A 21437-nucleotide genomic window follows, 5' to 3' on the forward strand; every position below is an offset into this window, starting at 1 on the left:
GGGCAGCTCACTTCCAGCGCACGGGCTCCAGGCTGACGCTGCCACGCTCGCCACTGAGCGTGAGCACGCCCTCCAGCACCGTGGCCTGCAACTGCATGCTGCGTTCGGCCAGTTCGACCAGGGCTTGCGCGCTGTCGGCGCTCAGGCGCCAGACCTGCAGCCGCTCAAGGCGCGAAAGCTTTCCTTCGATGCCACGCCACCAGACCTCGGCGGCGGGGCCGTAGGCGTAGACGCGTACGGCGTCGGCCTGGCTGCAGGCTTTGCTCAGGGGTTTGTCCTCGGGCTGGCCCACCTCGACCCACAGGCGCTTGCGGCCGGTGAAGTCGGTGAGGTGCAGGTCCGGGTCGTCGGGGTCCGACAGGCCGGCGCCGAAGGCAAGCGTGCCGTCACCGTTGCAGGTGTCGACCAGTTCGTGCGCGTTCAGCGCCAGTGCGACCAGCCGCACCATCATGCGTTCGTCGGTCTCGCTCGGGTGGCGCGCCAGCGTCAGGGCGTGGTCGGCGTAGTAGCCGTGGTCGATGTCGGCGATCTGCAGGTTTGCCTTGAAGATGGTGGACTTTAGGGCCATGGGCGTTTTGCGTGTGGCGTGTGGCGTTGAGCGAAGCAGACGGGCAATGAAAAAGGCGGGCTCCGTTGCCGGAGCCCGCCTCGAATCTGGTGGCGATAGGTGGACTTGAACCACCGACATCAGCATTATGAATGCTGCGCTCTAACCAACTGAGCTATATCGCCGAAGCCGCGCATTATAGCCAGAATCTGACAGCCGCCGGCGACATCAGGCGTTCTTGAAGACGGGTGCGCGCTTGTTCACGAAGGCGTCCATGCCTTCCTTCTGGTCGCTGGTGGCGAACAGGGCATGGAACATGCGGCGCTCGAACATCACGCCGTCCGACAGGGTGCCCTCGAACGAGCGGTTGACCGATTCCTTGGCGGCCATCACCGCGATCTGCGAGAAGCCGCAGATGATCAGGGCGGCGCCCAGGGCTTCGTCCATCAGCTTGTCCAGCGGCACCACGCGGCTGACCAGACCGGCGCGCTCGGCCTCGGTGGCGTCCATCATGCGGCCGGTGAGCGCCATGTCCATCGCCTTGGACTTGCCCACCGCGCGCGGCAGGCGCTGGGTGCCACCGGCGCCCGGAATGATGCCCAGTTTGATTTCTGGCTGACCGAACTTGGCGTTGTCGGCGGCGATGATGAAGTCGCACATCATGGCCAGCTCGCAGCCGCCGCCCAGGGCAAAGCCGCTCACTGCCGCGATGACCGGCTTGCGGATGCCGCGGATGGTTTCCCAGTTGCGGGTGATGTAGTCGCCCTTGTAAACGTCGGCAAAGCTGTAGGTGGCCATGGCGCCGATGTCGGCCCCGGCGGCAAAGGCCTTCTCGCTGCCGGTGACGATCATGCAGCCGATGTCTTCGTCGGCGTCAAAGGCCTTGAGCGCGGCGCCGAGTTCGTCCATGAGCTGGTTGTTCAGTGCGTTGAGCTGCTTGGGGCGGTTCAGGGTGACGATGCCCACGCGCCCTTCGGTGCGCACGGTGATCAGTTCGGGGGCGTTGCTCATGGAATCTCCTCGGGGGGTTTCGGGTTCAGGCGGGCACTATAGCGGTCCGATATGCGGGAAACCATTAGCCGACCGATCGGTTGGTTAATGGTAAATTGCCCGCCAACGCCACCCACCGAGGAGACACGATGAGCGACACCACTGTGGTGTACGAAGAACGCGGGGCCGTGGCCCTGCTCACGCTCAACCGGCCGGACGCGCTCAACAGCTTCACGCGGGCCATGCACCGCGACCTGTGGGCCGCGCTCGACCAGGCCGAGGGCAATGCCGCGATCCGCGCACTGGTCATCACCGGTGCCGGCCGCGGCTTCTGCGCCGGCGCCGATCTGGCCGAGTTCGACTTCGAGCCCGGCCCCGACCTGGTCGCCCGCGCCGACCCCGGGCCGGTCATCGAGCAGGCCTTCAATCCCAGCGCGCGCCGGCTGATGAAACTGCGCATGCCCACCATCGCGGCCGTCAATGGCGTCGCCGCCGGTGCCGGTGCGTCGCTGGCCATGTGCTGCGACATCGCCATTGCCGCACCGGGCGCGAGCTTCATTCAGGCCTTCAGCAAGATCGGCCTGATCCCGGACGCTGGCGGCAGCTGGTTGCTGGTCGAGCGGCTGGGTCTGGCGCGCGCCATGGCGCTGGCCATGACCGGCGACAAGCTGCCCGCCGCGCAAGCCAGGGAGTGGGGAATGATCTGGGACGTGGCCGAGGACTGTCTGGGTGCATCCATGGCCATGGCCGACAAGCTTGCGGCCATGCCCACGCAGGCCCTGGTTGCCACGCGCCACCTGCTGCGCGACGCGGCCACGCGCAGCTTCAATGCGCAGCTCGACGTGGAACGCGACACGCAGTCGGCACTGGGCCGCACGCACGACTACATCGAAGGCGTGATGGCCTTTCGCGAGAAGCGCCCGGCGCGCTTCAAGGGGCAGTGATGACGCCCCAGGAACGCGCGAAGAAGGTGGGCGAGACCATGTTCGCCGTCGACACGGCGAGCAAGGACACCATGGGCATGGAGCTGCTCAGCTGCGAGCCGGGGCGGGCGGTCATCCGCATGCCGGTGCAGCCGCTGCACCTCAACGGGCACCAGATCTGCCACGGCGGCTTCATCTTCACCCTGGCCGATTCGACCTTTGCCTTTGCCTGCAACAGCCACAACCGCAACACGGTGGCGGCGGGCTGCAGCATCGAATTCCTGCGACCGGCGCACGCGGGCGACGTACTCACCTGTGAAGGGGTCGAGCAGACCCTGTCGGGCCGCCACGGCATCTACGACATGAAGGTCACCAACCAGCGCGGGGAGGTGGTGGCCATGTTCCGCGGCAAGAGCGCGCAGATCCCCGGCACCGTGTTTCCCGAAGAGAGCCCGTCATGAGCCACTTTCCCCTTGAGCCGATCGAAAAGGCCAGCGTTGACGAACTGCGTGCCCTGCAGTTCAAGCGCCTGCGCGCCACGCTGCAGCACGCCTACGCCAATTCGCCCGTCTACCGCGCCAAGTTCGACGCCGCCGACGTGCACCCCGACGATTGCCACAGCCTGGCCGACCTGGCGAAGTTTCCCTTCACCACCAAGGCCGACCTGCGTGAGAACTACCCCTTTGGCATGTTCGCCGTGCCGCGCGAGCGCTGCGCACGCATCCACGCCAGCAGCGGCACCACCGGCAAGCCCACGGTGGTGGGCTACACCGCGCGCGACATCGACACCTGGGCCTCGCTGGTGGCGCGCAGCGTGCGCGCCAGCGGCGCGCGACCGGGCGACATGGTGCACGTGAGTTATGGCTACGGCCTGTTCACCGGCGGCCTGGGTGCGCACTATGGCGCCGAGAGGCTGGGGCTCACGGTGGTGCCCTTTGGCGGCGGTCAGACCGAGCGGCAGGTGCAGCTCATCCAGGACTTCCGCCCCGACATCATCATGGTCACGCCCAGCTACATGCTGGCCATTGCCGACGAGTTCGAGCGCCAGGGGCTGGACCCGCGCGAGAGCAGCCTGCGCATCGGCATCTTCGGCGCCGAGCCCTGGACCAACGACATGCGCAAGGCGATCGAGCAGCGCATGGGCATCGACGCAGTCGACATCTACGGCCTGAGCGAGGTGATGGGGCCGGGCGTGGCCAACGAGTGCGTGGAGACCAAGGACGGCCCCACCATCTGGGAGGACCACTTCTACCCCGAGATCATCGACCCCGAGACCGGGCAGGTGCTGCCCGATGGCGAGCTGGGTGAGTTGGTGTTCACCAGCCTGACCAAGGAGGCGCTGCCCATCATCCGCTACCGCACGCGCGACCTGACCCGGCTGCTGCCCGGCACCGCGCGCACCATGCGGCGCATGGAGAAGATCACCGGGCGCAGCGACGACATGATGATCGTGCGCGGCGTCAACGTGTTTCCCACCCAGATCGAGGAGCTCATCCTCAAGCAGCCCGCACTCACTGCGCACTACCAGTGCGTGCTCACGCGCGAAGGCCCGATGGACTGTCTGAGCGTGCGGGTGGAAACCCGCCCCGGGCTGGACCCGCAGTCGCCCGAGGCCAAGGCCGCGGCGCGCGCGCTGCAGCACGACGTCAAGGTGTTCGTGGGCAGCAGCATCGAGGTTGAGCTGCGGCCCGAGGGCAGCGTCGAGCGCAGCCAGGGCAAGGCCAAGCGGGTTGTGGACCAGCGGCCACGCTGAGGGCGCGTCCGTGCGGCCCGGCGTGACGCCTGTCACCTGCGCGGCCGTCACTGGGGTCAAACCCGGTGTTGACGATTGACCCCCTGTGGCTACAGTCGCGCGCAAAGGTTGGGATGCGATGGACACACAAACCGTCTTTGTGAAGACCGATCAGGGCCGTGAGGCGTTGACGAGTCGCCCGCCCGGGTTGGGCCCGCGCCTGCGCTCGCTGCTCATCATGGTCGACGGCAAGCGCACCGTGGGCGATCTGGACAAGCTGCTGGGCGGCGAGGGCGCCTCGCTGCCCTTGCTCGAGTCATTGGCCGAACAAGGTTGGGTCACGGCCATGGTGGTGTCCACACCCGAGGCGTTCAGCGCCCCCGTGGACCAGCGGGTCATCGAAACCCTGCCGCCCCCACTGGCCGAAGACCTGCTGCCCTTTGGCGAGGCACGCCGCCTGGTGGCGCGCTTCATCAACGATCAGCTGGGGCCGATGGGCGAGACCCTGGCCATCAAAGTCGAGGGCTGCAAGAACCCCGGCGACCTGCAGGCGCTGCTGCCACGTATTCGCGACGTGCTGCTCAACATGAAAAACACGGCCGCTGCCGCCCAGTTCGACGTGGACGTGGCGCCGCGTCTGCCGCTGGTCTGAGCCCGGCAGCGCTCAGCCGAGCCAGCCGGCCAGCAAGGTGGCGTCGCCCACGGTGACGCGCTGGCTGTGCTGCACCGCCGGCCATTGCAGCGCCAGGCGCAGCAACTGCCGGTCACGCGCCACCAGGGCGGTGAGCTGGGTGCGTTCGCCGCGCATCGCCTGCACGTCGTCCAGGCGCTGAACGCGCCAGGCTTCGGGCGCCTGCCCACGTCGCGCGGGCGCAAACTCCACGCCCAGCCATTCGTCACCGGCCGCAAAGCCCGCCCGCTCGGCGGCACCATCGCGCAGCACCGTCTTGATGGTGAGCGAGCCGCCGGCCTCACCCACGCGCAGACCCAGCTGCTGCGCCAGCGGCGCCGGGTCTTGCTGCACACGCGCGCCCAGGGCCGGCAGCAAGGTGTCGGTGGGCAGCCCGCCGGTGCCGTGCACCCAGGCGTCCAGTTCCTTGTCGAATGAGCGCTTGCCGACCTCGCGCAGCACGCGGCGGACGTCGCTTTCCTTCATGGGCCCGCCGGCACAGCGTTGCCACAGCGCGCGCATCACGTCGTCGAGCGAGCCGTGGCCATCGCGGCGCAGGGTCAGGTCCAGGCACAGGGCCACCAGCGAACCCTTGGTGTAGTAGCTCACTGTGGCGTTGGGCGTGTTCTCGCCCATGCGGTAGTACTTGACCCACGCGTCAAAGCTGGCCTGCGCCACCGATTGCAGTTGCCGTCCCGGCGTCTGGGCCACCTGGTTCAGGGTCTTGGTGACCAGGTGCAGGTAGGTGCCGTCGTCGATCAGGCCGGCGCGGCGCAAAAACAGGTCGTCGTAGTAGCTGGTGAAGCCTTCGAAGAACCACAGCAGCTCGGTGTGGTTCTCGCGGTCGTAGTCGTAGCGCGCGAATTCGGCCGGGCGCAAGCGCTTGACGTTCCAGGTGTGGAAGTACTCGTGGCTGATGAGGCCAAGCAGCGTGGTGTAGCCATCGGTGGCTTTCAGCGCCGCGGGCTTGGCGCCTGGCGCCCGCAGCGCGGGCAGCTCGTTGCGCTGGCAGATCAGCGCGGTGCTGTTGCGGTGCTCCAGACCGCCATAACCCTCGCCACTGGCGTGCAGCATGAAGACGTAGCGCTCGAAGGGGGGCGCCCCGTCGCCGTGCCAGAAGGCGATCTGCGTGTCGCAGATGCGCCGGGTGTCTTCGATCAGCCGGTCCATGTCGACCCAGGCGCCCGCGCCGGTGATCACGAAGCGGTGCGGCACACCGCCGGCAACAAACTCGGCGCTCAGCAAGTGGCCGAAGGTGACCGGGCCATCGGCCAGTTCGTCGTAGTCGGCCGCCACGTAGCGGCCCCAGCCGCGCGCGTCCACGCGTTGTGGGCGCAGCCCGGTGGCCAGCGTCCAGTCCTCCGGCAGTCCTTTGTCGGACACGTCCAGCGCATGCGGCTGGTCTTCCTGTCCCAGCACGCGCAGGCAGGTGCTGGTGGCGTTGAAGAAGCCGCGCGTGGCGTCCAGCCAGGCGGTGCGCACCGAGGCGTCGAGCGCGTAGATCTCGTAGTGCAGCGTGAGCGGCTGGTTGGCCTCGCACTCGGCCTGCCAGCGGTGTTTGTCGAGCTGCTTGAGCGCGACCGACCGGCCGCCCTGACGGGCCCGCAGGCCCTGCAGATGCTGCGAGAACTCGCGCACCAGGTAGCTGCCCGGAATCCACACCGGCAAGGCAAAGCGTTGGCGCCGGGCCGGCCGGCTGACCTGCAGCGTCACGGCGAACAGGTGCGCGTGAAGGTCGCGAATCTCGACGCGGAACTGGATGGCGGGTGGGGCGGCGCGGCGTCGGGTGGTCGCCATGGTCAGCGCGGCTTGGCGTCTTGCAGCAAGGCTTCCAGGCGCTCGGCCGGCACATAGCCCGGCGCGCGCTTGTCGTTGACGAAGATCAGCGTCGGCGTGCCGTTGATGCCGCGACTGGCGGCCAGCTGGCTGTTGCGCTCGATGGCGGCGACGTCGCACTTGGCCTCGGCGGGCGGGTTCTGGTTGAGCATCCAGTCGCTGTAGGTCTTGGCGCGGTCCTTGGCGCACCAGATGCGGTGCGACTTGTCGACCGAATCCGGCCCCAGCACCGGGATCAGGAACACATGGATGGTCACGTCGTCGATGCGGGTGAGCTCCTGGTGCAGTTTCTTGCAATAGCCGCAGTTCGGGTCCTCGAACACCGCCACCTGGCGCGTGCCCTTGCCCTTGACCAGCTTGAAGGAGTCTTTGAAAGGCAGATCCTTGAAGGCGATGGCGTTGAGCTTTTCGGTGCGCGCCTCGGTCAGGTTGACCTTGTTTTTGGTGTCGATCAGCGGGCCGCCCAGCACGTAGGTGCCGGCGTCGTCGGTGTAGAGCAGCTGGTTGCCGCTCAGGCGGACTTCCCACAGGCCGGGGAAGGGCGTCTTGGTGACTTCCTCGATGGGCGGGAAGTTGGGCAGGCGCTCGGCGAGGTTCTTGCGGATGGCCGCCTCTTGGGCGAACGCGTGCAGGCTCAGCGCGGCAAGCAGGCCCAGGGCCAGGGATCGGATGCGTTTCATGATGTGACCCGAGGTCAGGGTATCGGTGGAAACAGGCCTCACAGCGACGAGCCCATGGCCTGTCGCGCGAACCAGCGCTTGAGCGGGCCACTGCGGTCGAACCCGCTGAGCCCCCGGTTGCGCAGCAACTGCACCCGGGGATCGTTCAGGCCGAACAAAGAGAATAGGCCGTCGGTGACCAGGGCCATGGCCCGCAGGTCGGCCGCACGGGCCCGCTCGTAGCGTCTGAGCAGTTTCGGGTCATCAAGTTCGCGCCAGTACTCGCGCGCGTGCAGCACGCGGGCCAGCTCGGCCACGTCGGCCAGGCCCAGGTTGAGCCCCTGGCCGGCCAGCGGGTGCACAGTGTGGGCCGCGTCGCCGGCCAGCACCACCGTGCCGCCAGGCGACGGCGCGATCCAGCGCTGAGCGCGCGCCAGATTCAGTGGCCAGGCCTGAGCGGGCGACACCAGCTCCAGCGTGCCGACCGCGTCGCCCGCGCGCGCCTGCACCGCCTCGGCCAGGGCCGCCGGGTCTGCACCCAGCCACTCGTCCGCTCTGGCGGCAGGCAACGACCAGACGAGTGCGTACTCACATCCTTCCTCGCCGCCGATCGGCAGCAGCGCGACGATGTCGCCCTGCGCAAACCACTGGTGCGCCACGCCCGCGTGCGGCCGGCTGGCGCGCAGCCGGGCGGCCAGGGCCTTGTGCGGGTAGGGGCGCACATCGGTTTCGATGCCCAGTGACTCGCGCGTGGCGCTGTGGCGACCTTCGCAGACCACGGTCAGCCGCGCCGGAGGCGCCTCGCCCACGCGCTCGACGCCCCCGGCAAAGCCGATGGCAGCGCTCAGGCGCTGCTCCAGCGCCGGCACATCGACGATCCAGGTGAGCGCGTCCTGGCCCAGCTCGGCGGCGTCGAAGGCAAGCTGGCCCCCATCGTCGCCACGCACCTGCATGCGCCGCACCGGGGTGACCGCGCCCGGGGTGTCGTCGGGCCAGGCACGCAGGCCTTGCAGCAGATCGCGCGCCGCCGCGTTGAGGGCGTAGGCGCGCACGTCGTGGGGTTTGGGCGCGGCCGGCGGGGCCACCAGGGCCACACGCAATCGGTCTTGCGCCAGCAGCAGGGCCAGGGTCTGGCCCACCACGCCCGCGCCGCGGATGGCCACGTCGGCGCGTCGGGTCGAGGTGTTCGATGACATGGGGTGGGATTCTAGGGAGGCGCAGCGCCCGCTGCGCCGGTGCGGGCACAATGCGCCGCTTTCCCTGCCACCCCTTCCCGGCCCAGCGCCGCGCCACCCATGAGCGACCACGACGCCCTTGAGGCCACCATCGAGCAACTCTGGATCTATCCGGTCAAGAGCTGCGCCGGCATTGCCGTTCGCGAAGCCGAGCTCACCGACACCGGTCTGCTGTACGACCGCGCCTGGATGGTGGTGGACAGCGACGGTGAATTCGTGAGCCAGCGCGAGCTGCCGCGCATGGCGCTGATCCAGCCGGGCTTCAAGATGGGCCAGTTGGTGCTGCGCGCGCCCGGCATGCTGTCGCTGCACCTGGAGCTGGCCGCTGCAGAGTTCCAGACCACCGCGCGCGTCTGGCGCGACGAGGTGGCGGCCTGGGACATGGGCGATCTGGCCGCGCAGTGGTTCAGCGACTTTCTGGGCGCCGACGCGCCCGACAACCTCAAGCGCCTACGCCTGGTGCGCTTCGACCCCGAGGTCAAGCGCCCCAGCGACCCGAAGTGGACCGGTGGGCGCGAGGCCGGCACGCAGTTCGCCGACGGCTTTGCGCTGCTGGTGACGAGCGCCGCGTCGCTGGACGAACTCAACCAACGCCTGACCGCCGGTGGTCACGCGCCGGTGGACCAGCGCCGCATGCGCCCGAACATCGTGCTGGCCGGCGTGCAGGCGCACGACGAAGACCGCGTCGAGCAACTGCAGATCGCCACCGGCGAGGATGCGTCCGCATTGATCGCCCCGGTCAAGCCCTGCTCACGCTGCCCCATCCCCGACATCGACCCCGACACCGCCACCCCGGGCACGGCCGTGGGCGACACCCTGCGCGGCTACCGCGCCGACGCCCGTGTCAAAGGCGCCATCACCTTCGGCATGAACGCCATCGTGCTCGACGGCGACGGGCAGGTGCTGCGGGTCGGGCAGCGGGTGACGGGCGACTGGCGCTTCGACTGAGCGCTCCGCCAGCCCGGCACCGGGGCGCGCCACACGCGCCCCGTAAAATCCCCGGCTTTGCGCCCCCCGGGACCGACCCGGACGAAAGCCCCCCATGAGCCTCCAATGCGGCATCGTGGGCCTGCCCAACGTGGGCAAGTCCACGCTCTTCAACGCCCTCACCAAAGCCGGCATCGCGGCTGAGAACTACCCCTTCTGCACCATCGAGCCCAACACGGGCGTGGTCGAAGTGCCCGACCCGCGTCTGGCTCAGCTGGCCGAGGTCGTCAAGCCGCAGCGCACCGTGCCGGCGATCGTGGAGTTCGTCGACATTGCCGGTCTGGTGGCTGGCGCCAGCAAGGGCGAGGGTCTGGGCAACCAGTTTCTGGCGCACATCCGCGAGACCGACGCCACCGTCAACGTGGTGCGCTGCTTTGAAGACCCCAACGTCATCCACGTGGCCGGCAAGGTCGACCCCATCGCCGACATCGAGGTGATCCAGACCGAGCTGTGTCTGGCCGATCTGTCCACGGTCGAAAAGACCATCCAGCGCGCGCAAAAAACAGCCCGCGCCGGCGACAAAGAGGCGCAGAAGCTGTTGGTGCTGCTGGAGAAATGCCAGACCGCACTCAACGAAGCCAAACCGGTGCGCACCCTGGACCTGGCCAAGGAAGAGCGCGCCCTGCTCAAACCCTTGTTCCTCATCACCGCCAAGCCGGCCATGTTTGTGGCCAACGTGACCGAAGACGGCTTCGAGAACAACCCGCTGCTCGATCGCCTGACGGCCTACGCCGAGGCGCAACACGCGCCGGTGGTGGCCATCTGCGCCAAGATCGAGGCCGAGCTGTCCGAGATGGACGACGCCGACCGGCTCGAATTCCTCAAGGAGCTGGGGCAGGACGAGCCCGGCCTGAACCGCCTCATCCGCGCCGCCTACAGCCTGCTGGGTTTGCAGACCTACTTCACCGCTGGCGAGAAGGAAGTGCGCGCCTGGACCATCCACAAGGGCGACACCGGCCCGCAGGCGGCCGGCGTGATCCACACCGATTTCGAGAAGGGCTACATCCGGGCCCAGACCATTGCCTTTGCCGACTACATCGCCTTCGGGGGCGAGCAGGGGGCCAAAGAGGCGGGCAAGATGCGCGCCGAAGGCAAGGACTACGTCGTGCAGGACGGCGACGTGATGAACTTCCTCTTCAGCGGCTGAACGGCGTTTCAGCCGCAGGGCCGCCACCCCGGTCGGTGGCCGGCCAACAGGGAAGTTGTTCAGGCGACCGGTTTGTCGTCGCGAACAAACGCCACCAGACGCATCACGTCCTGGCGCAACAGCGGGTCCACCGACGCCGCGTCGGCCAGTGCGCCACTGCGCAGCAGCTCGGCCAGCGCATGGCGGCGGGCGCGGGATCGGTCGGCGTGCGACAGCAGCCGTTCGCGCCGCGCGCGCACCTTGCTGTCCACGGCCTGGGTGCCGGTGGCGTTGCGCGAAAAGAGTGTGCGGGCGGTGTCGGCGGAGCTGGTCGCGCCGGCCGACGACGGGTGTCCGTCCTCAATGGCGACACCGTCCGCGGCCTGGGCGTCATCCGGGTTCATGGGGGTGGTAGACGTCATGGTGGTCGGCTGGGGGTCAGGCACGTTGCATGGCCAGCATGTCCAGCGGGCGTCGAGCGGCGCTGGCTTCGTCGGTGGCGTTGTCCACGATCAGGCTCCAGAACAGGCGCATGCCCTCCTGTCGCAGCAGGGCGTTGGCCAGCTCCACATGGGCTTCGTGCTCGTCGTCCACGCTGAAGTCGTTGATCAGCAGCAGCTGCTCGTCCTCGTCGTCCTTGGCCAGGCGCATCGAGCCCATCTCGCTCCACAGCGTGTTGAACTCCAGGCAACTGGCGTAGATACCGGCTCGCGCCGACTCGCGCGGCTCACCCACGCCGGTGGTCACCACCAACCGCGTGGGCGACTCTGCCCACTCCACCAGACATTCGCCACCCGTCTCGAAGTGCACAAACCAGGTGCCCGGCGCGAGCTCGACCACGGCTTCAAGGGCTTCGCAATATTCAGCGGCGGCCACCAAGCAGTGGGCGGCGGATTCGGGGGTGGCGATGGCGTTCATATTGATTGCAGTTCTGGAACAGGGAATGCGAGCAGCAGTTGCTGCAAGGCTATGACGGCAAAGAAGACTCACTTAATGCGTAGGTGTGATGGTGAACGCACAATCGAGATTCCCTTCAGCAAGTCGCTACTTGTTTGACGAAAGGGCTTATGCTCGATCCAAGGCCTTGCTGAAGGAGTCGATGAGAGCCTGCAGGAAGTGGCCCTCTTGGGAATCCTTGGTCACTCTGTAAGTGCCCATTGCGCTGCCGCCAACCAAGTTTTTCTCAAGGTAGCGAATAACGTTTTGTTTTAATGCTTCGCGCTCGGTCTTTGTCGTGTTGGGCGCTCCTTCTTGCTTCGCTGCCACACCTTTGAATAGAGCGGCCATTTCCTCGCCGGCTTTTTTTGCCGCCTCTGTCACTTGAACAACCCCGACAAAACTTACATGCCCTCCAGCGCCGGCGGGGGCTTGATTTACCGTGTGCGCGAAATCCCACATGATTTCGCGAACCCCGGATCTCTGGGCTTCGGACATTTCTGATGGCTTTACTGCTTCGGCCCTGACGGATGACGCCAAGACTTCTTTCCTTGTGTCACTGACATCATCAGAGCCGGATGTCGTACCTGGCGCTCGTGTTGCTTCGGCTTCGGTTTCGCTTTCCGACGTGAGTTCAATCAGTTGAGGAGCTTCAACTGTCTGGGGTTTAAGAAGGACTTCAACGTTCGGCTCGGGTACCGAAAGCGCCGGAGCGGGTTCTGGCGCCCCTGACCTGAGGAAATCGGTGGTAATGGACGTTTGTTCGCCGGCGAGGATTGCGACGCATGCTCTTAACTCGTTCGTGAGGGAGACTTTATATCGCACGCCGTTGTTGTTGGGCCGGGCATCAAAGGAATTAACCAACCATTCCGCGGCTTGTTTTTTGGGGCCCTTGAGACCACGCACGAGTTTGGTGGCGAAGGCGAACTTCGCGGCCATTCCCGATTTTTCATGTTTCCCGTGGCTAAGTCCCCTCAGCTTGCGGCCAACCCAGTTGGACTTGTATTTGATGATCTTTGACTTGTCATCCGGCCTGCGCCAAAGCAGCACTTTGCCGCTGTTTGCGCCTTTGGCATCCTGCTCGTCAAAGTGACCGTTCGGTGGCGCAAGGCCAGTCGATGCAGAGAGCGATGCTGCCGATTTGGCATTCTCCTTGTGCGGAGACACCGCGGTCCTCATTTTCGAGGCGATATGGGAAAGCTGGCTATTCAGGTTGGAGGCCATGGGAATCGATGAAAAGGTAACGGCGAGGCCGTGGCCCAGCGCTTTGGCGCATCAAGCCAGCCGATGGTTTCGGAACTGGCCTTTGGGTAACCCGATACCTGCAACGGGTTCCAACAACCTCAAAGTACCTGCGAGCGAACGAGCTGGCCCCGTCCCGCCCACGCACTCACCCCCATCGCCACCCCCATCACCCCCAGCCCCACCCAGTGCAGCTGCAGCATGGCCCCTTGGGCGATGAGCGCGCCGCCCAGGGCCGCGCCCATGGCCTGGCCGGCGTACATGGCCGAGGTGTTGAGCGCCACCGTGGCCGGCGCCAGGGCCGGCGACAGGCCCACCAGCCTCGCCTGTTGGGCCGAGTTGGCGGAAAAACAGCCCAGGGCCCAGGGCACCACGATCAATGCCTGCAGCCACACGCTGTGCCGGCCCAACGGCCACAACAGCAGGCTGAGCGCGATCAGCCCCAGGGTGACCAGCACCGCGCGCGGCGCGCCCACGCGGTCGATCGAGCGGGTGACCACCACATTGCCCAGCAGGCCGAAGGCGCCGAACCACAGAAACAGCAGCGACAGGCCGCCGCCAGCCAGCCCCAGGGTCTGGGCGAAGTAGGGTGCGAAATACGAGAACAGCGTGAACTGGCCGAAGGCGAACAGCAGCGTGACGGCCACCGTGGTCATCAGGCGGGCCGAGCCCAGGGTGCGGCCCCAGCCCTCGCGCGAGAGCGCGGCGGGGCGGATGCCGTCGGGCATGGCGCGCCAGACCCACACGCCGCTGATCACCGACATCACCGCCACCAGTCCGAAGGCCCAGCGCCAGCCCAGCTCGCCGCCGATCCAGGCCGACAGCGGCATGCCCAGCACCGACGCCACCGACCAGCCGAGAAACGCGAAGGTGATGCCGCGCCCGCGCAGGTGCTCGGGCACCAGCAGGCCCACGCTGGCCGCTGCTTGCGGCGTGAACACCGCGGGCGAGATGACCGCCAGCACCCGCAGCGGCAGCAGCGTGGCGTAGTTGGGCGCCAGCGCGCAGGCCAGGTGCAGCAGCCCGTACCAGATGAGCGACCAGGTCAGCAGGCGCCGCCGGTCCCAGCCGGCCACCAGGGTGGCGAACAGCGGCGCGCCCACGCCCATCAGGATGGCGCCCGCCGTGATGAGTTGCCCCGCCTGCGGGATGGACACACCCAGTGCGTGCGAAATCTCGTTGAGCGTGCCGGGCACCACCATCACGCCGGTGCCGATGACGAAGTTGCCGACCATCAGCGCCCACAAAGCGCGGGGCAGGGCGTTGGCGCGAGAAGACCCCGGCGAGGCCGTGGAAGCTGTCATGGTGTGAAAACCCCTGGAAAGACCCACAGCAAGCCCGCCGTCATGGTGACGTAGCGCGCCAGCTTGCCGATGGCCATGTAGGCCACGCAGGGCCAGAACGGAAAACGCAGCCAGCCCGCCACCGCACACAGCGGGTCGCCCACCACAGGCAGCCACGCCAGCAGACAGGCCTTGGGCCCGAAGCGCTCCAGCCAGCGCAAGGCCTGCAGCTCGGTGGCGCTGCCGCGTGCGCGGTCCACCAGCCGGTGCGTGCCCGCGCCCATGAGCCAGCTCACCGCGCCACCCAGGGTGTTGCCCACCGTGGCCACCAGGACGGCGGGCCAGAACAGCTCAGGGTTGAGCTTGACCAGCGCAAACACCGCCGGTTCCGACCCCATGGGCAAGAGCGTGGCGGAAATGAAGGCCACCACAAAGACGGTCGTCAGACCGACTTCGGGCAAGGCCAGGGCGTGGGCGAGGGTGGCGAACCAGGTGGGCATGGGTGCGGCGGGTGGGCCGCGGGGATTCTGTCACCGGGGCCAGAAGGGCGCTGAGGTGGGGGCAAGGGGCCGGGCCTGAGTGCGCCCGGACTTCGCAGGCGGCGTTGTCGCCTCGGACTGTCTGCTCAAAAAGCAGGCAGCTACAATCCGCGCCTTCCCCTCGTTCCACCCCCCCTCCCGCCGCCATGCAGATCGGGCCGTACCGCCTGCCCAACGCCTTGTTCGTCGCGCCCATGGCAGGGGTGACCGACAGGCCCTTTCGCAAGCTGTGCAAACGGCTGGGTGCGGGCTACGCGGTGAGCGAAATGGTCACCAGCCGGCGTGACCTTTGGGACAGCCTCAAGACCTCGCGCCGCGCCAACCACGACGGCGAGGTGGCGCCGATTGCGGTGCAGATTGCTGGCACCGACGCGGCCATGATGGCCGACGCCGCGCGCTACAACATCGACCGCGGCGCGCAGATCATCGACATCAACATGGGCTGCCCGGCCAAGAAGGTCTGCAACAAGTGGGCCGGCAGTGCCCTGATGCAGGACGAAGCGCTGGCCATCGCCATCGTCGAGGCGGTGGTGGCCGCCTGCGCGCCGCAGGGCGTGCCGGTCACGCTCAAGATGCGCACCGGTTGGTGCGACGCGGTGCGAAACGCGCCCACGCTGGCCCTGGCGGCCGAAGCCGCGGGCGTGCAGATGCTCACCGTGCATGGCCGCACGCGCGAGCAGGGCTACCGCGGTGAGGCCGAGCACGACACCGTGGCCCACATCAAAAGCCATGTGCGCATTCCGGTGGTGGCCAATGGCGACATCACCTCGCCCGAGCGCGCGCGCGAGGTGCTGCGACGCACCGGTGCCGACGCCATCATGGTGGGCCGGGCGGCGCAGGGCCGGCCGTGGATCTTTCGCGAGATCGCGCACTACCTGAGCACTGGCGAGCAATTGCCGCCCCCCGATCTGCACGAGGTACGCGGGTGGCTGCTCGATCACCTGGACGACCACTACGACCTGTACGGCGAAGACACCGGCGTGCGCAGCGCGCGCAAGCACCTGGCCTGGTACGCCCAGTCGCTGGACCTGCCGCGCGAAGACGTTGCGGCTTTTCGCGCGAGCGTGAACACCACCACCACCATCGAGGCCCAGCGCCGCGTGGTGGCCGATGCCTTCGACGCGTGGATCGACGCACAACCCCTCACACTGGCGCCCTCCGCCTGGAAGCTGGCCGCATGAGCACCAAGAAGAACCCGAGCAGCAACCCACTGGACGCGTGCGTGCGCGACAGCCTGCAAGCCTACTTTCGCGACTTGAACGGCACCGAGCCCGCCAACCTGCACGACATGCTGGTGAAGGCGGTGGAGCGCCCCTTGCTGGAGGTGGTGATGGCGCAGGCGCAGAACAACCAGTCGCGTGCGGCCCAGTGGCTGGGCCTGAACCGCAACACGCTGCGCAAGAAGCTGCTCGACCACGGCCTGACGGATTGACCTGCCCAACCTGTCTGATCCGTCCAACCCGTCTGACTGACCCTTTCTCAATCCGTACCTTTTTTCCCTCCCATGCGCGCACTCATCTCCGTCTCCGACAAGACCGGCATCGTCGACCTCGCCCGCGCCCTGCACGCGCTGGATGTGCAACTCATCTCCACCGGCGGCACGGCCAAGCTGCTGGCCGAACAAGGCCTGCCGGTGACCGAGGTGGCCGAAGTCACCGGCTTCCCCGAAATGCTCGACGGCCGGGTGAAGACGCTGCACCCCAAGGTGCATGGCGGCTTGCTGGCGCGACGCGATCTGCCCGAGCACATGGCCGCGCTGGCCGCACACGACATCGCCACCATCGACATCCTGGTGGTCAACCTCTACCCCTTCGAGGCCACGGTGGCCAAAGCCGGCTGCACGCTGGCCGACGCGATCGAGAACATCGACATCGGCGGCCCGGCCATGGTGCGCAGCGCCGCCAAGAACTGGAAAGACGTGGCGGTGCTCACCGACGCGTCGCAATACGCGGGCGTGATCGACGAGCTCAAGGCCGCGGGGCAACTCTCGCTCAAGACGCGCTTTGCGCTGTCGGTGGCGGCGTTCAACCGCATCAGCAATTACGACGGCGCGATCAGCGACTACCTGTCGTCGATCGAATTCGACGAGACCGCCGACGTGCCCAAGCGCAGCGAATACCCGGCTCAGACCAACGGGCGCTTCGTCAAGCTGCAGGACCTGCGCTACGGCGAGAACCCGCACCAGACGGCGGCCTTCTACCGCGACCTGTACCCCGCGCCGGGCTCGCTGGTCACGGCCAAACAGTTGCAGGGCAAGGAGCTCTCGTACAACAACATTGCCGACGCCGACGCAGCGTGGGAATGCGTCAAGAGCTTCGACGTGCCGGCCTGCGTCATCGTCAAGCACGCCAACCCTTGCGGCGTGGCGCTGGGCGACGGCCCGTTGCAGGCCTACCAGAAGGCCTTCCAGACCGATCCGACCAGCGCCTTCGGCGGCATCATCGCGCTCAACCGGCCGCTGGACGCCGCTGCGGCCGAGGCCATCAGCAAGCAGTTCGTCGAGGTGTTGATGGCGCCCGGCTACTCGCCCGAGGCGCTGGCGGTGTTCAAGGCCAAGGCCAATGTGCGCGTGCTGCAGATCGACCTGCCGCCGGGCGGCCCCACCGCCTGGGACAAGGGCCTGAACCTGTCCGACGTCAAACGCGTGGGCTCGGGCCTGTTGATCCAGAGTGCCGACAACCACGTGCTGCAGCGCGCCGACCTCAAGGTCGCCACAAGGCTGCAACCCACGCCGCAGCAGATCGACGACCTGATGTTTGCCTGGAAGGTGGCCAAGTTCGTCAAGTCCAACGCCATCGTCTTCTGCAAGGACGGCATGACCATGGGCGTGGGCGCCGGCCAGATGAGCCGGCTCGACTCCGCCCGCATCGCCAGCATCAAGGCCGGCCACGCCAAGCTCTCGCTGCAGGGCACCGCGGTGGCCAGCGACGCGTTCTTCCCGTTCCGCGACGGGTTGGACGTGGTGGTCGACGCTGGTGCCACCTGCGTGATCCAGCCGGGTGGGTCGATGCGCGACCAGGAGGTCATCGACGCCGCCGACGAGCGCGGCGTGGTGATGGTCTTCAGCGGGGTGCGGCATTTCCGCCACTGAGCGCGCGGCACCCGACGGCTTGCCCCAGCCGCAGCGCCGCTGGGCGGTGCTGGTGATCCTCGTCGGCATCGGCATGGCCGTGCTCGACGGCACGCTGGTGAACCTGGCACTGCCGACGCTGGCCAGCGAGTTCCAGGTCAGCGCGGCGCACGCCATCTGGGTGGTCAATGCGTTCCAGCTGGCGGTGCTGTGCGTGCTGCTGCCCCTGGCGTCGCTGGGCGATCGCCTCGGCTATCGCCGCGTCTACCTCACCGGCACAGCGGTCTTCACGCTGGCCTCGCTGGGTTGCGCCATGGCGCCGAGCCTGCCGTGGCTGGCGGGCCTTCGGTTTGTGCAAGGCCTGGGGGCCGCCGGGATGATGAGCGTGAACCTGGCGCTGGTGCGCTCGGTCTACCCCCGTGCCATGCTCGGGCGCGGCATCGCAATCAACTCCATGGTGGTGGCCACCACCGCGGTGGCGGGGCCCTCGGTGGCCGCGGCGGTGCTGTCGGTGGCCGACTGGCCCTGGCTGTTCGCCATCAATGTGCCCGTGGGGTTGTGGCTGCTGTGGATCGGTCTGGCGGCCCTGCCCGACAGCGAGACGAAGGCCTCAACCACCGTGCGCCCGGTCGACGTGGTGCTCAACGTGCTCACCTTCGGCCTGGTGTTTCTGGGCGTCGATGCACTGGTCACCGGTGCGGGCGAACAAGGTGGGTGGCTTCGGCCGCAGATGGCGGTGGCGTTGCTTGCTGGCGGCTTGCTGGCGGGGGGCATCTATGTGCGGCGCCAGTTGCACCTGGCCGTGCCGGTGCTGCCGCTTGATCTGCTGCGCATCCGGCTGTTTGCCCTGTCCATGTGCACGTCGGTGAGTGCCTTCTGTGCGCAGATGCTGGCCAACGTGTCGTTGCCGTTCCTGTTTCTGGGCCCGCACGGGCGCGGGCATTGGGAGGCCGGGCTGCTCATGATGTGCTGGCCGCTGGCCACCATCAGCGTGGCGCCCTTTGCGGGTCGCCTGATCGGGCGCGTGCCATCGGGCTTGCTGGGTGGCATCGGCCTGGGTGCCATGGCGCTGGGCATGGGCACGCTGGCGCTGTTGCCCCCCACGGCGTCGGCCACCTGGATCGTTGCCTGCCTGTTGCTGTGCGGGGCGGGCTTCGGCCTGTTCCAGTCGCCGAACAACCACACCATCGTGACCTCGGCGCCGGCGCACCGCAGTGGCGGGGCGGGTGGCATGCAAAGCGCGGCGAGGCTGAGCGGGCACATGAGCGGCGCGATTGCCGCCGCCGCGGTGTTCAGCCAGTGGCCGCCCGCACAGGGCCTGGGCCCTTACCTGTCGCTGGGCCTGGCCGCGCTGATGGCCTGTGCGGCGGGCGCCTTCAGCCTGACGCGATTGCGGGTCTGATCAGCCCTGGGCCAGCGATCGAAACACCTCGGCGGCCGCCGCCACGGTGTCGTCGATGTCGGCCTGGGTGTGGGCGGCGCTGACGAAACCGGCCTCGTAGAGCGCGGGCGCGATGTACACGCCCCGATCCAGCAGCCCATGGAAGAGCTGGTTGAAGCGCTGGCCGTCCGAGGCCATGACGGCCTGGTAGTGCTGAGGCAGTTCGGGCAGCAGAAAGAAGCCGAACATGCCGCCTTCGCAGTCGACGCTGAAAGGCACCCTGGCGCCGTTGGCCGCTGCCTGCAGGCCATCGACAAGCGCACGGGTGCGGGCCGACAGCGCCTCGAAGAAACCAGGCTTGCGGATTTCGGCCAGCGTGGCGAGGCCGCAGGCGGTGGCCACCGGATTGCCCGACAAGGTGCCGGCCTGGTAGACCGGGCCCAGGGGTGCGAGCTGTTCCATGACCGCGCGCTTGGCGCCAAAGGCGGCCAACGGCATGCCACCGCCAATGACCTTGCCCATTACCGTCATGTCTGGCTCGAAGCCCGGGATGAGCCTGGCGTACACGCTTTGTGCGCCACCCAGGGCCACCCGGAAGCCGGTCATGACCTCGTCGAAGGCCAGCAGCGCGCCGTGCTGCGTGCACAGCTCGCGGCAGCGCTTCATGAAGGGCACGCTGGCGCGCACGAAGTTCATGTTGCCGGCGATGGGCTCGATCATCAGGCAGGCGATGTCGGCACCGTGCGCGTCGAAGGCGGCCTCGAGTTGCACGATGTTGTTGTATTCGAGGACCAGGGTGTGCTGCACCACCTCGGGCGGCACGCCAGCGCTGGTCGGGTTGCCGAAGGTGGCCAGGCCGGAGCCGGCCTTGACCAGCAGGGCGTCGGCGTGGCCGTGGTAGCAGCCTTCGAACTTGATGATCTTCTTGCGCCCGGTGGCGCCACGCGCCAGGCGAATGGTGCTCATGCCGGCTTCGGTGCCCGAGCTGACGAGGCGCACCATGTCGATGCTGGGCACCAGGTCAACGATGGCCTGCGCCAGTTCGACCTCGCGCTCCGTGGGGGCGCCGAACGAGAACCCGTCGAGCGCCGCCTTCTGCACGGCTTCGAGCACGGCCGGATGACCATGGCCCAGGATCATGGGTCCCCAGGAGCCGATGTAATCAATATGGCGCTTGCCGTTGGCGTCCCAGAAGTAAGCACCCTGGGCACGTTGCACGAAGCGGGGCGTGCCGCCGACCGCACGAAAGGCGCGGACAGGGGAATTCACGCCACCGGGAATCAGGCGCTTGGCCCGCTCGAACAGTTCAAGGTTGCGATCGGTCATGGGAATCAGTGGCGGGTGGTGTCCAGGGGAAAGTCGTCGGCGTCCAGCGTGCTGTCCGAGCCGGGGCTGTCGGCCCCCTCGTCGGCCTGGGCTTCTTCGCTGTCGTCGTGGGCCCAGAACAGACGGTCGGGCACGGCGTTGCCCATGCCGGGCTGAAAGCCGGCGTCCAGGCATTGGTCCAGGTAGGTGAGCGCCTCCGCGCAGGCGGTCTGCAGGTCGGCACCGCCCGCCAGCAAGGCGCACAGTGCCGCCGACAGAGTGTCGCCGGCGCCATTGAAGGTGGCTTCGAAGCGCTCATAGCGCGCGGATGCCAGCACCGATTCCGGCGAGGCGAGGTGGCTTTCGAGGTATTGGTCGGCGGCGTTCAGGCCGGTCACCAGGGTGTAGGGCACGCCATGCACCGATGCCGCCCGGGCAACTTCGCGTGGGCCGGGGGGGCGGTCACCTTCCCATTCGGGCAACAGCCAACGGCACAAGGTACTGTGGTTGCCCACCAGCACGGTGGTCTGGGGCAGCAGCAGCTCGGTGCAGGCATCGAGGTAGGTTTCAATCGCCAGCTCGTCCCACCAGGACAGGTCGGGCATGTAGGCGATGACGGGCAGTTCGGCGTAGTCGCTGGTGATCTGGGCCACCGCGCTGAGGTTCTCCGGGCTGCCCACAAAGCCGACCTTGAAGGCACGCGCGGGCATGTCCTCGAGCGCGCAGCGTGCCTGGTCGCTTACCGCCTCCTCGTCAAACGCAATGTGATCGCGAATGGCGGTCGTGTCGCGCACATAGGTACCTGTCACCACGGACAGAACGTGCGCCGATGCACTGGCCATGGCCGTGAGGTCGGCGCTGAGGCCGCCGGCGCCGCTCGGGTCATTGGTGTTGAAGGTCAGCACGCAGGGCAGGGAGCCCTCGGCAGAATCGGTGGCTTCGGGGGTGTCGGGGTGGTCTGGAGCGTCGGACATTT

General features: G+C 67.7%; 22 protein-coding genes and 1 tRNA gene. 10 read left to right on the top strand and 13 right to left on the bottom strand.

Annotated features, from left to right (window positions below; genetic code table 11):
- Window positions 1-7: 7 nt before the first annotated feature.
- The 3 genes from KF871_RS12400 to KF871_RS12410 all read right to left on the bottom strand — a co-directional run bounded on the left by KF871_RS12400 (window position 8) and on the right by KF871_RS12410 (window position 1558).
- Window positions 8-568, bottom strand: a complete 561-nt coding sequence (locus KF871_RS12400; protein ID WP_291142763.1) for a YaeQ family protein — start codon at window positions 566-568, stop codon at window positions 8-10.
- 87 nt (window positions 569-655) lie between these two features.
- Window positions 656-732: transfer RNA gene (locus KF871_RS12405), tRNA-Met, on the bottom strand.
- A gap of 43 nt (window positions 733-775) precedes the next feature.
- On the bottom strand, window positions 776-1558 hold the full coding sequence (locus KF871_RS12410; RefSeq protein ID WP_291142766.1) for an enoyl-CoA hydratase: 783 nt from the start codon (window positions 1556-1558) through the stop codon (window positions 776-778).
- A 128-nt stretch (window positions 1559-1686) separates the two neighbouring features.
- Between KF871_RS12410 and KF871_RS12415 the strand changes: the two genes are divergently transcribed.
- From KF871_RS12415 to KF871_RS12430, 4 genes are all read left to right on the top strand, one after another.
- Window positions 1687-2481 carry an enoyl-CoA hydratase-related protein gene (locus tag KF871_RS12415; RefSeq protein WP_291142768.1) on the top strand — a complete coding sequence of 265 codons (795 nt, stop codon included), beginning with the start codon at window positions 1687-1689 and terminating at the stop codon, window positions 2479-2481.
- Window positions 2481-2921, top strand: coding sequence for a hydroxyphenylacetyl-CoA thioesterase PaaI (paaI, locus tag KF871_RS12420; RefSeq protein ID WP_291142771.1), 441 nt, complete (start codon window positions 2481-2483; stop codon window positions 2919-2921). Before KF871_RS12415 ends, paaI begins: the two co-directional genes overlap by 1 nt.
- The gene (gene paaK / locus KF871_RS12425) at window positions 2918-4213 is read left to right on the top strand and encodes a phenylacetate--CoA ligase PaaK (protein WP_291142775.1); all 1296 of its coding nucleotides are present in this window, start codon (window positions 2918-2920) and stop codon (window positions 4211-4213) included. The genes paaI and paaK overlap by 4 nt, the downstream gene beginning before the upstream one ends.
- A 118-nt stretch (window positions 4214-4331) precedes the next feature.
- Window positions 4332-4844, top strand: coding sequence for a hypothetical protein (locus tag KF871_RS12430; RefSeq protein WP_291142778.1), 513 nt, complete (start codon window positions 4332-4334; stop codon window positions 4842-4844).
- A gap of 12 nt (window positions 4845-4856) precedes the next feature.
- On the opposite strand, the gene KF871_RS12435 is transcribed toward KF871_RS12430, so the two are convergent.
- Genes KF871_RS12435 through KF871_RS12445 form a run of 3 tightly spaced genes read right to left on the bottom strand, consistent with a single transcriptional unit; the run spans window position 4857 to window position 8553 of the window.
- Entirely contained in the window at window positions 4857-6659 is a 1803-nt protein-coding gene (locus KF871_RS12435; RefSeq protein ID WP_291142784.1) for a peptidase M61, read from the bottom strand.
- A gap of 2 nt (window positions 6660-6661) precedes the next feature.
- Window positions 6662-7378 carry a DsbC family protein gene (locus KF871_RS12440; protein ID WP_291142787.1) on the bottom strand — a complete coding sequence of 239 codons (717 nt, stop codon included), beginning with the start codon at window positions 7376-7378 and terminating at the stop codon, window positions 6662-6664.
- 38 nt (window positions 7379-7416) lie between these two features.
- Window positions 7417-8553, bottom strand: a complete 1137-nt coding sequence (locus tag KF871_RS12445) for an FAD-dependent monooxygenase (protein ID WP_291142790.1) — start codon at window positions 8551-8553, stop codon at window positions 7417-7419.
- Between the two features lie 99 nt (window positions 8554-8652).
- Here KF871_RS12445 and KF871_RS12450 point away from each other — a divergent pair, with 99 nt between their 5' ends.
- A complete protein-coding gene (locus KF871_RS12450; protein ID WP_291142793.1) occupies window positions 8653-9540 on the top strand; it encodes an MOSC N-terminal beta barrel domain-containing protein in 888 nt (295 codons plus the stop codon).
- A gap of 94 nt (window positions 9541-9634) precedes the next feature.
- On the top strand, window positions 9635-10726 hold the full coding sequence (gene ychF / locus KF871_RS12455) for a redox-regulated ATPase YchF (protein WP_291142796.1): 1092 nt from the start codon (window positions 9635-9637) through the stop codon (window positions 10724-10726).
- 59 nt (window positions 10727-10785) lie between these two features.
- Here the strand turns inward: ychF and KF871_RS12460 are convergent, their stop codons facing one another.
- The 5 genes from KF871_RS12460 to KF871_RS12480 form a co-directional block, all read right to left on the bottom strand.
- Complete coding sequence (locus KF871_RS12460; RefSeq protein ID WP_291142799.1) at window positions 10786-11127, bottom strand: hypothetical protein; 342 nt, start codon at window positions 11125-11127, stop codon at window positions 10786-10788.
- Between the two features lie 16 nt (window positions 11128-11143).
- Window positions 11144-11623, bottom strand: a complete 480-nt coding sequence (locus tag KF871_RS12465) for a type III secretion system chaperone (protein ID WP_291142801.1) — start codon at window positions 11621-11623, stop codon at window positions 11144-11146.
- Window positions 11624-11770: 147 nt separating this feature from the next.
- Window positions 11771-12865 (bottom strand): hypothetical protein, encoded by a 1095-nt coding sequence (locus KF871_RS12470; protein WP_291142803.1) that lies wholly within the window; start codon window positions 12863-12865, stop codon window positions 11771-11773.
- A 119-nt stretch (window positions 12866-12984) separates the two neighbouring features.
- Entirely contained in the window at window positions 12985-14187 is a 1203-nt protein-coding gene (locus KF871_RS12475; protein WP_291142806.1) for an MFS transporter, read from the bottom strand.
- Window positions 14184-14666, bottom strand: a complete 483-nt coding sequence (locus KF871_RS12480; protein ID WP_291142808.1) for a YqaA family protein — start codon at window positions 14664-14666, stop codon at window positions 14184-14186. The genes KF871_RS12475 and KF871_RS12480 overlap by 4 nt, the downstream gene beginning before the upstream one ends.
- Before the next feature lie 185 nt (window positions 14667-14851).
- Here KF871_RS12480 and dusB point away from each other — a divergent pair, with 185 nt between their 5' ends.
- From dusB to KF871_RS12500, 4 genes are all read left to right on the top strand, one after another.
- A complete protein-coding gene (gene dusB / locus KF871_RS12485) occupies window positions 14852-15886 on the top strand; it encodes a tRNA dihydrouridine synthase DusB (RefSeq protein WP_291142810.1) in 1035 nt (344 codons plus the stop codon).
- A complete protein-coding gene (locus KF871_RS12490; protein ID WP_291142811.1) occupies window positions 15883-16137 on the top strand; it encodes a Fis family transcriptional regulator in 255 nt (84 codons plus the stop codon). The genes dusB and KF871_RS12490 overlap by 4 nt, the downstream gene beginning before the upstream one ends.
- Before the next feature lie 72 nt (window positions 16138-16209).
- On the top strand, window positions 16210-17796 hold the full coding sequence (purH, locus tag KF871_RS12495; RefSeq protein WP_291142812.1) for a bifunctional phosphoribosylaminoimidazolecarboxamide formyltransferase/IMP cyclohydrolase: 1587 nt from the start codon (window positions 16210-16212) through the stop codon (window positions 17794-17796).
- A 19-nt stretch (window positions 17797-17815) separates the two neighbouring features.
- Complete coding sequence (locus KF871_RS12500; RefSeq protein WP_291142813.1) at window positions 17816-19177, top strand: MFS transporter; 1362 nt, start codon at window positions 17816-17818, stop codon at window positions 19175-19177.
- Here KF871_RS12500 and hemL read toward each other — a convergent pair whose 3' ends face one another.
- Both hemL and KF871_RS12510 read right to left on the bottom strand, forming a co-directional pair.
- Window positions 19178-20482, bottom strand: coding sequence for a glutamate-1-semialdehyde 2,1-aminomutase (gene hemL / locus KF871_RS12505; RefSeq protein ID WP_291142814.1), 1305 nt, complete (start codon window positions 20480-20482; stop codon window positions 19178-19180). It lies immediately after the preceding gene.
- A 5-nt stretch (window positions 20483-20487) separates the two neighbouring features.
- A complete protein-coding gene (locus tag KF871_RS12510; protein ID WP_291142815.1) occupies window positions 20488-21435 on the bottom strand; it encodes a bifunctional hydroxymethylpyrimidine kinase/phosphomethylpyrimidine kinase in 948 nt (315 codons plus the stop codon).
- Between the last annotated feature and the right edge of the window lie 2 nt (window positions 21436-21437).

Source organism: Hydrogenophaga sp. (assembly GCF_019635465.1).
GTDB lineage: Bacteria > Pseudomonadota > Gammaproteobacteria > Burkholderiales > Burkholderiaceae_C > Hydrogenophaga.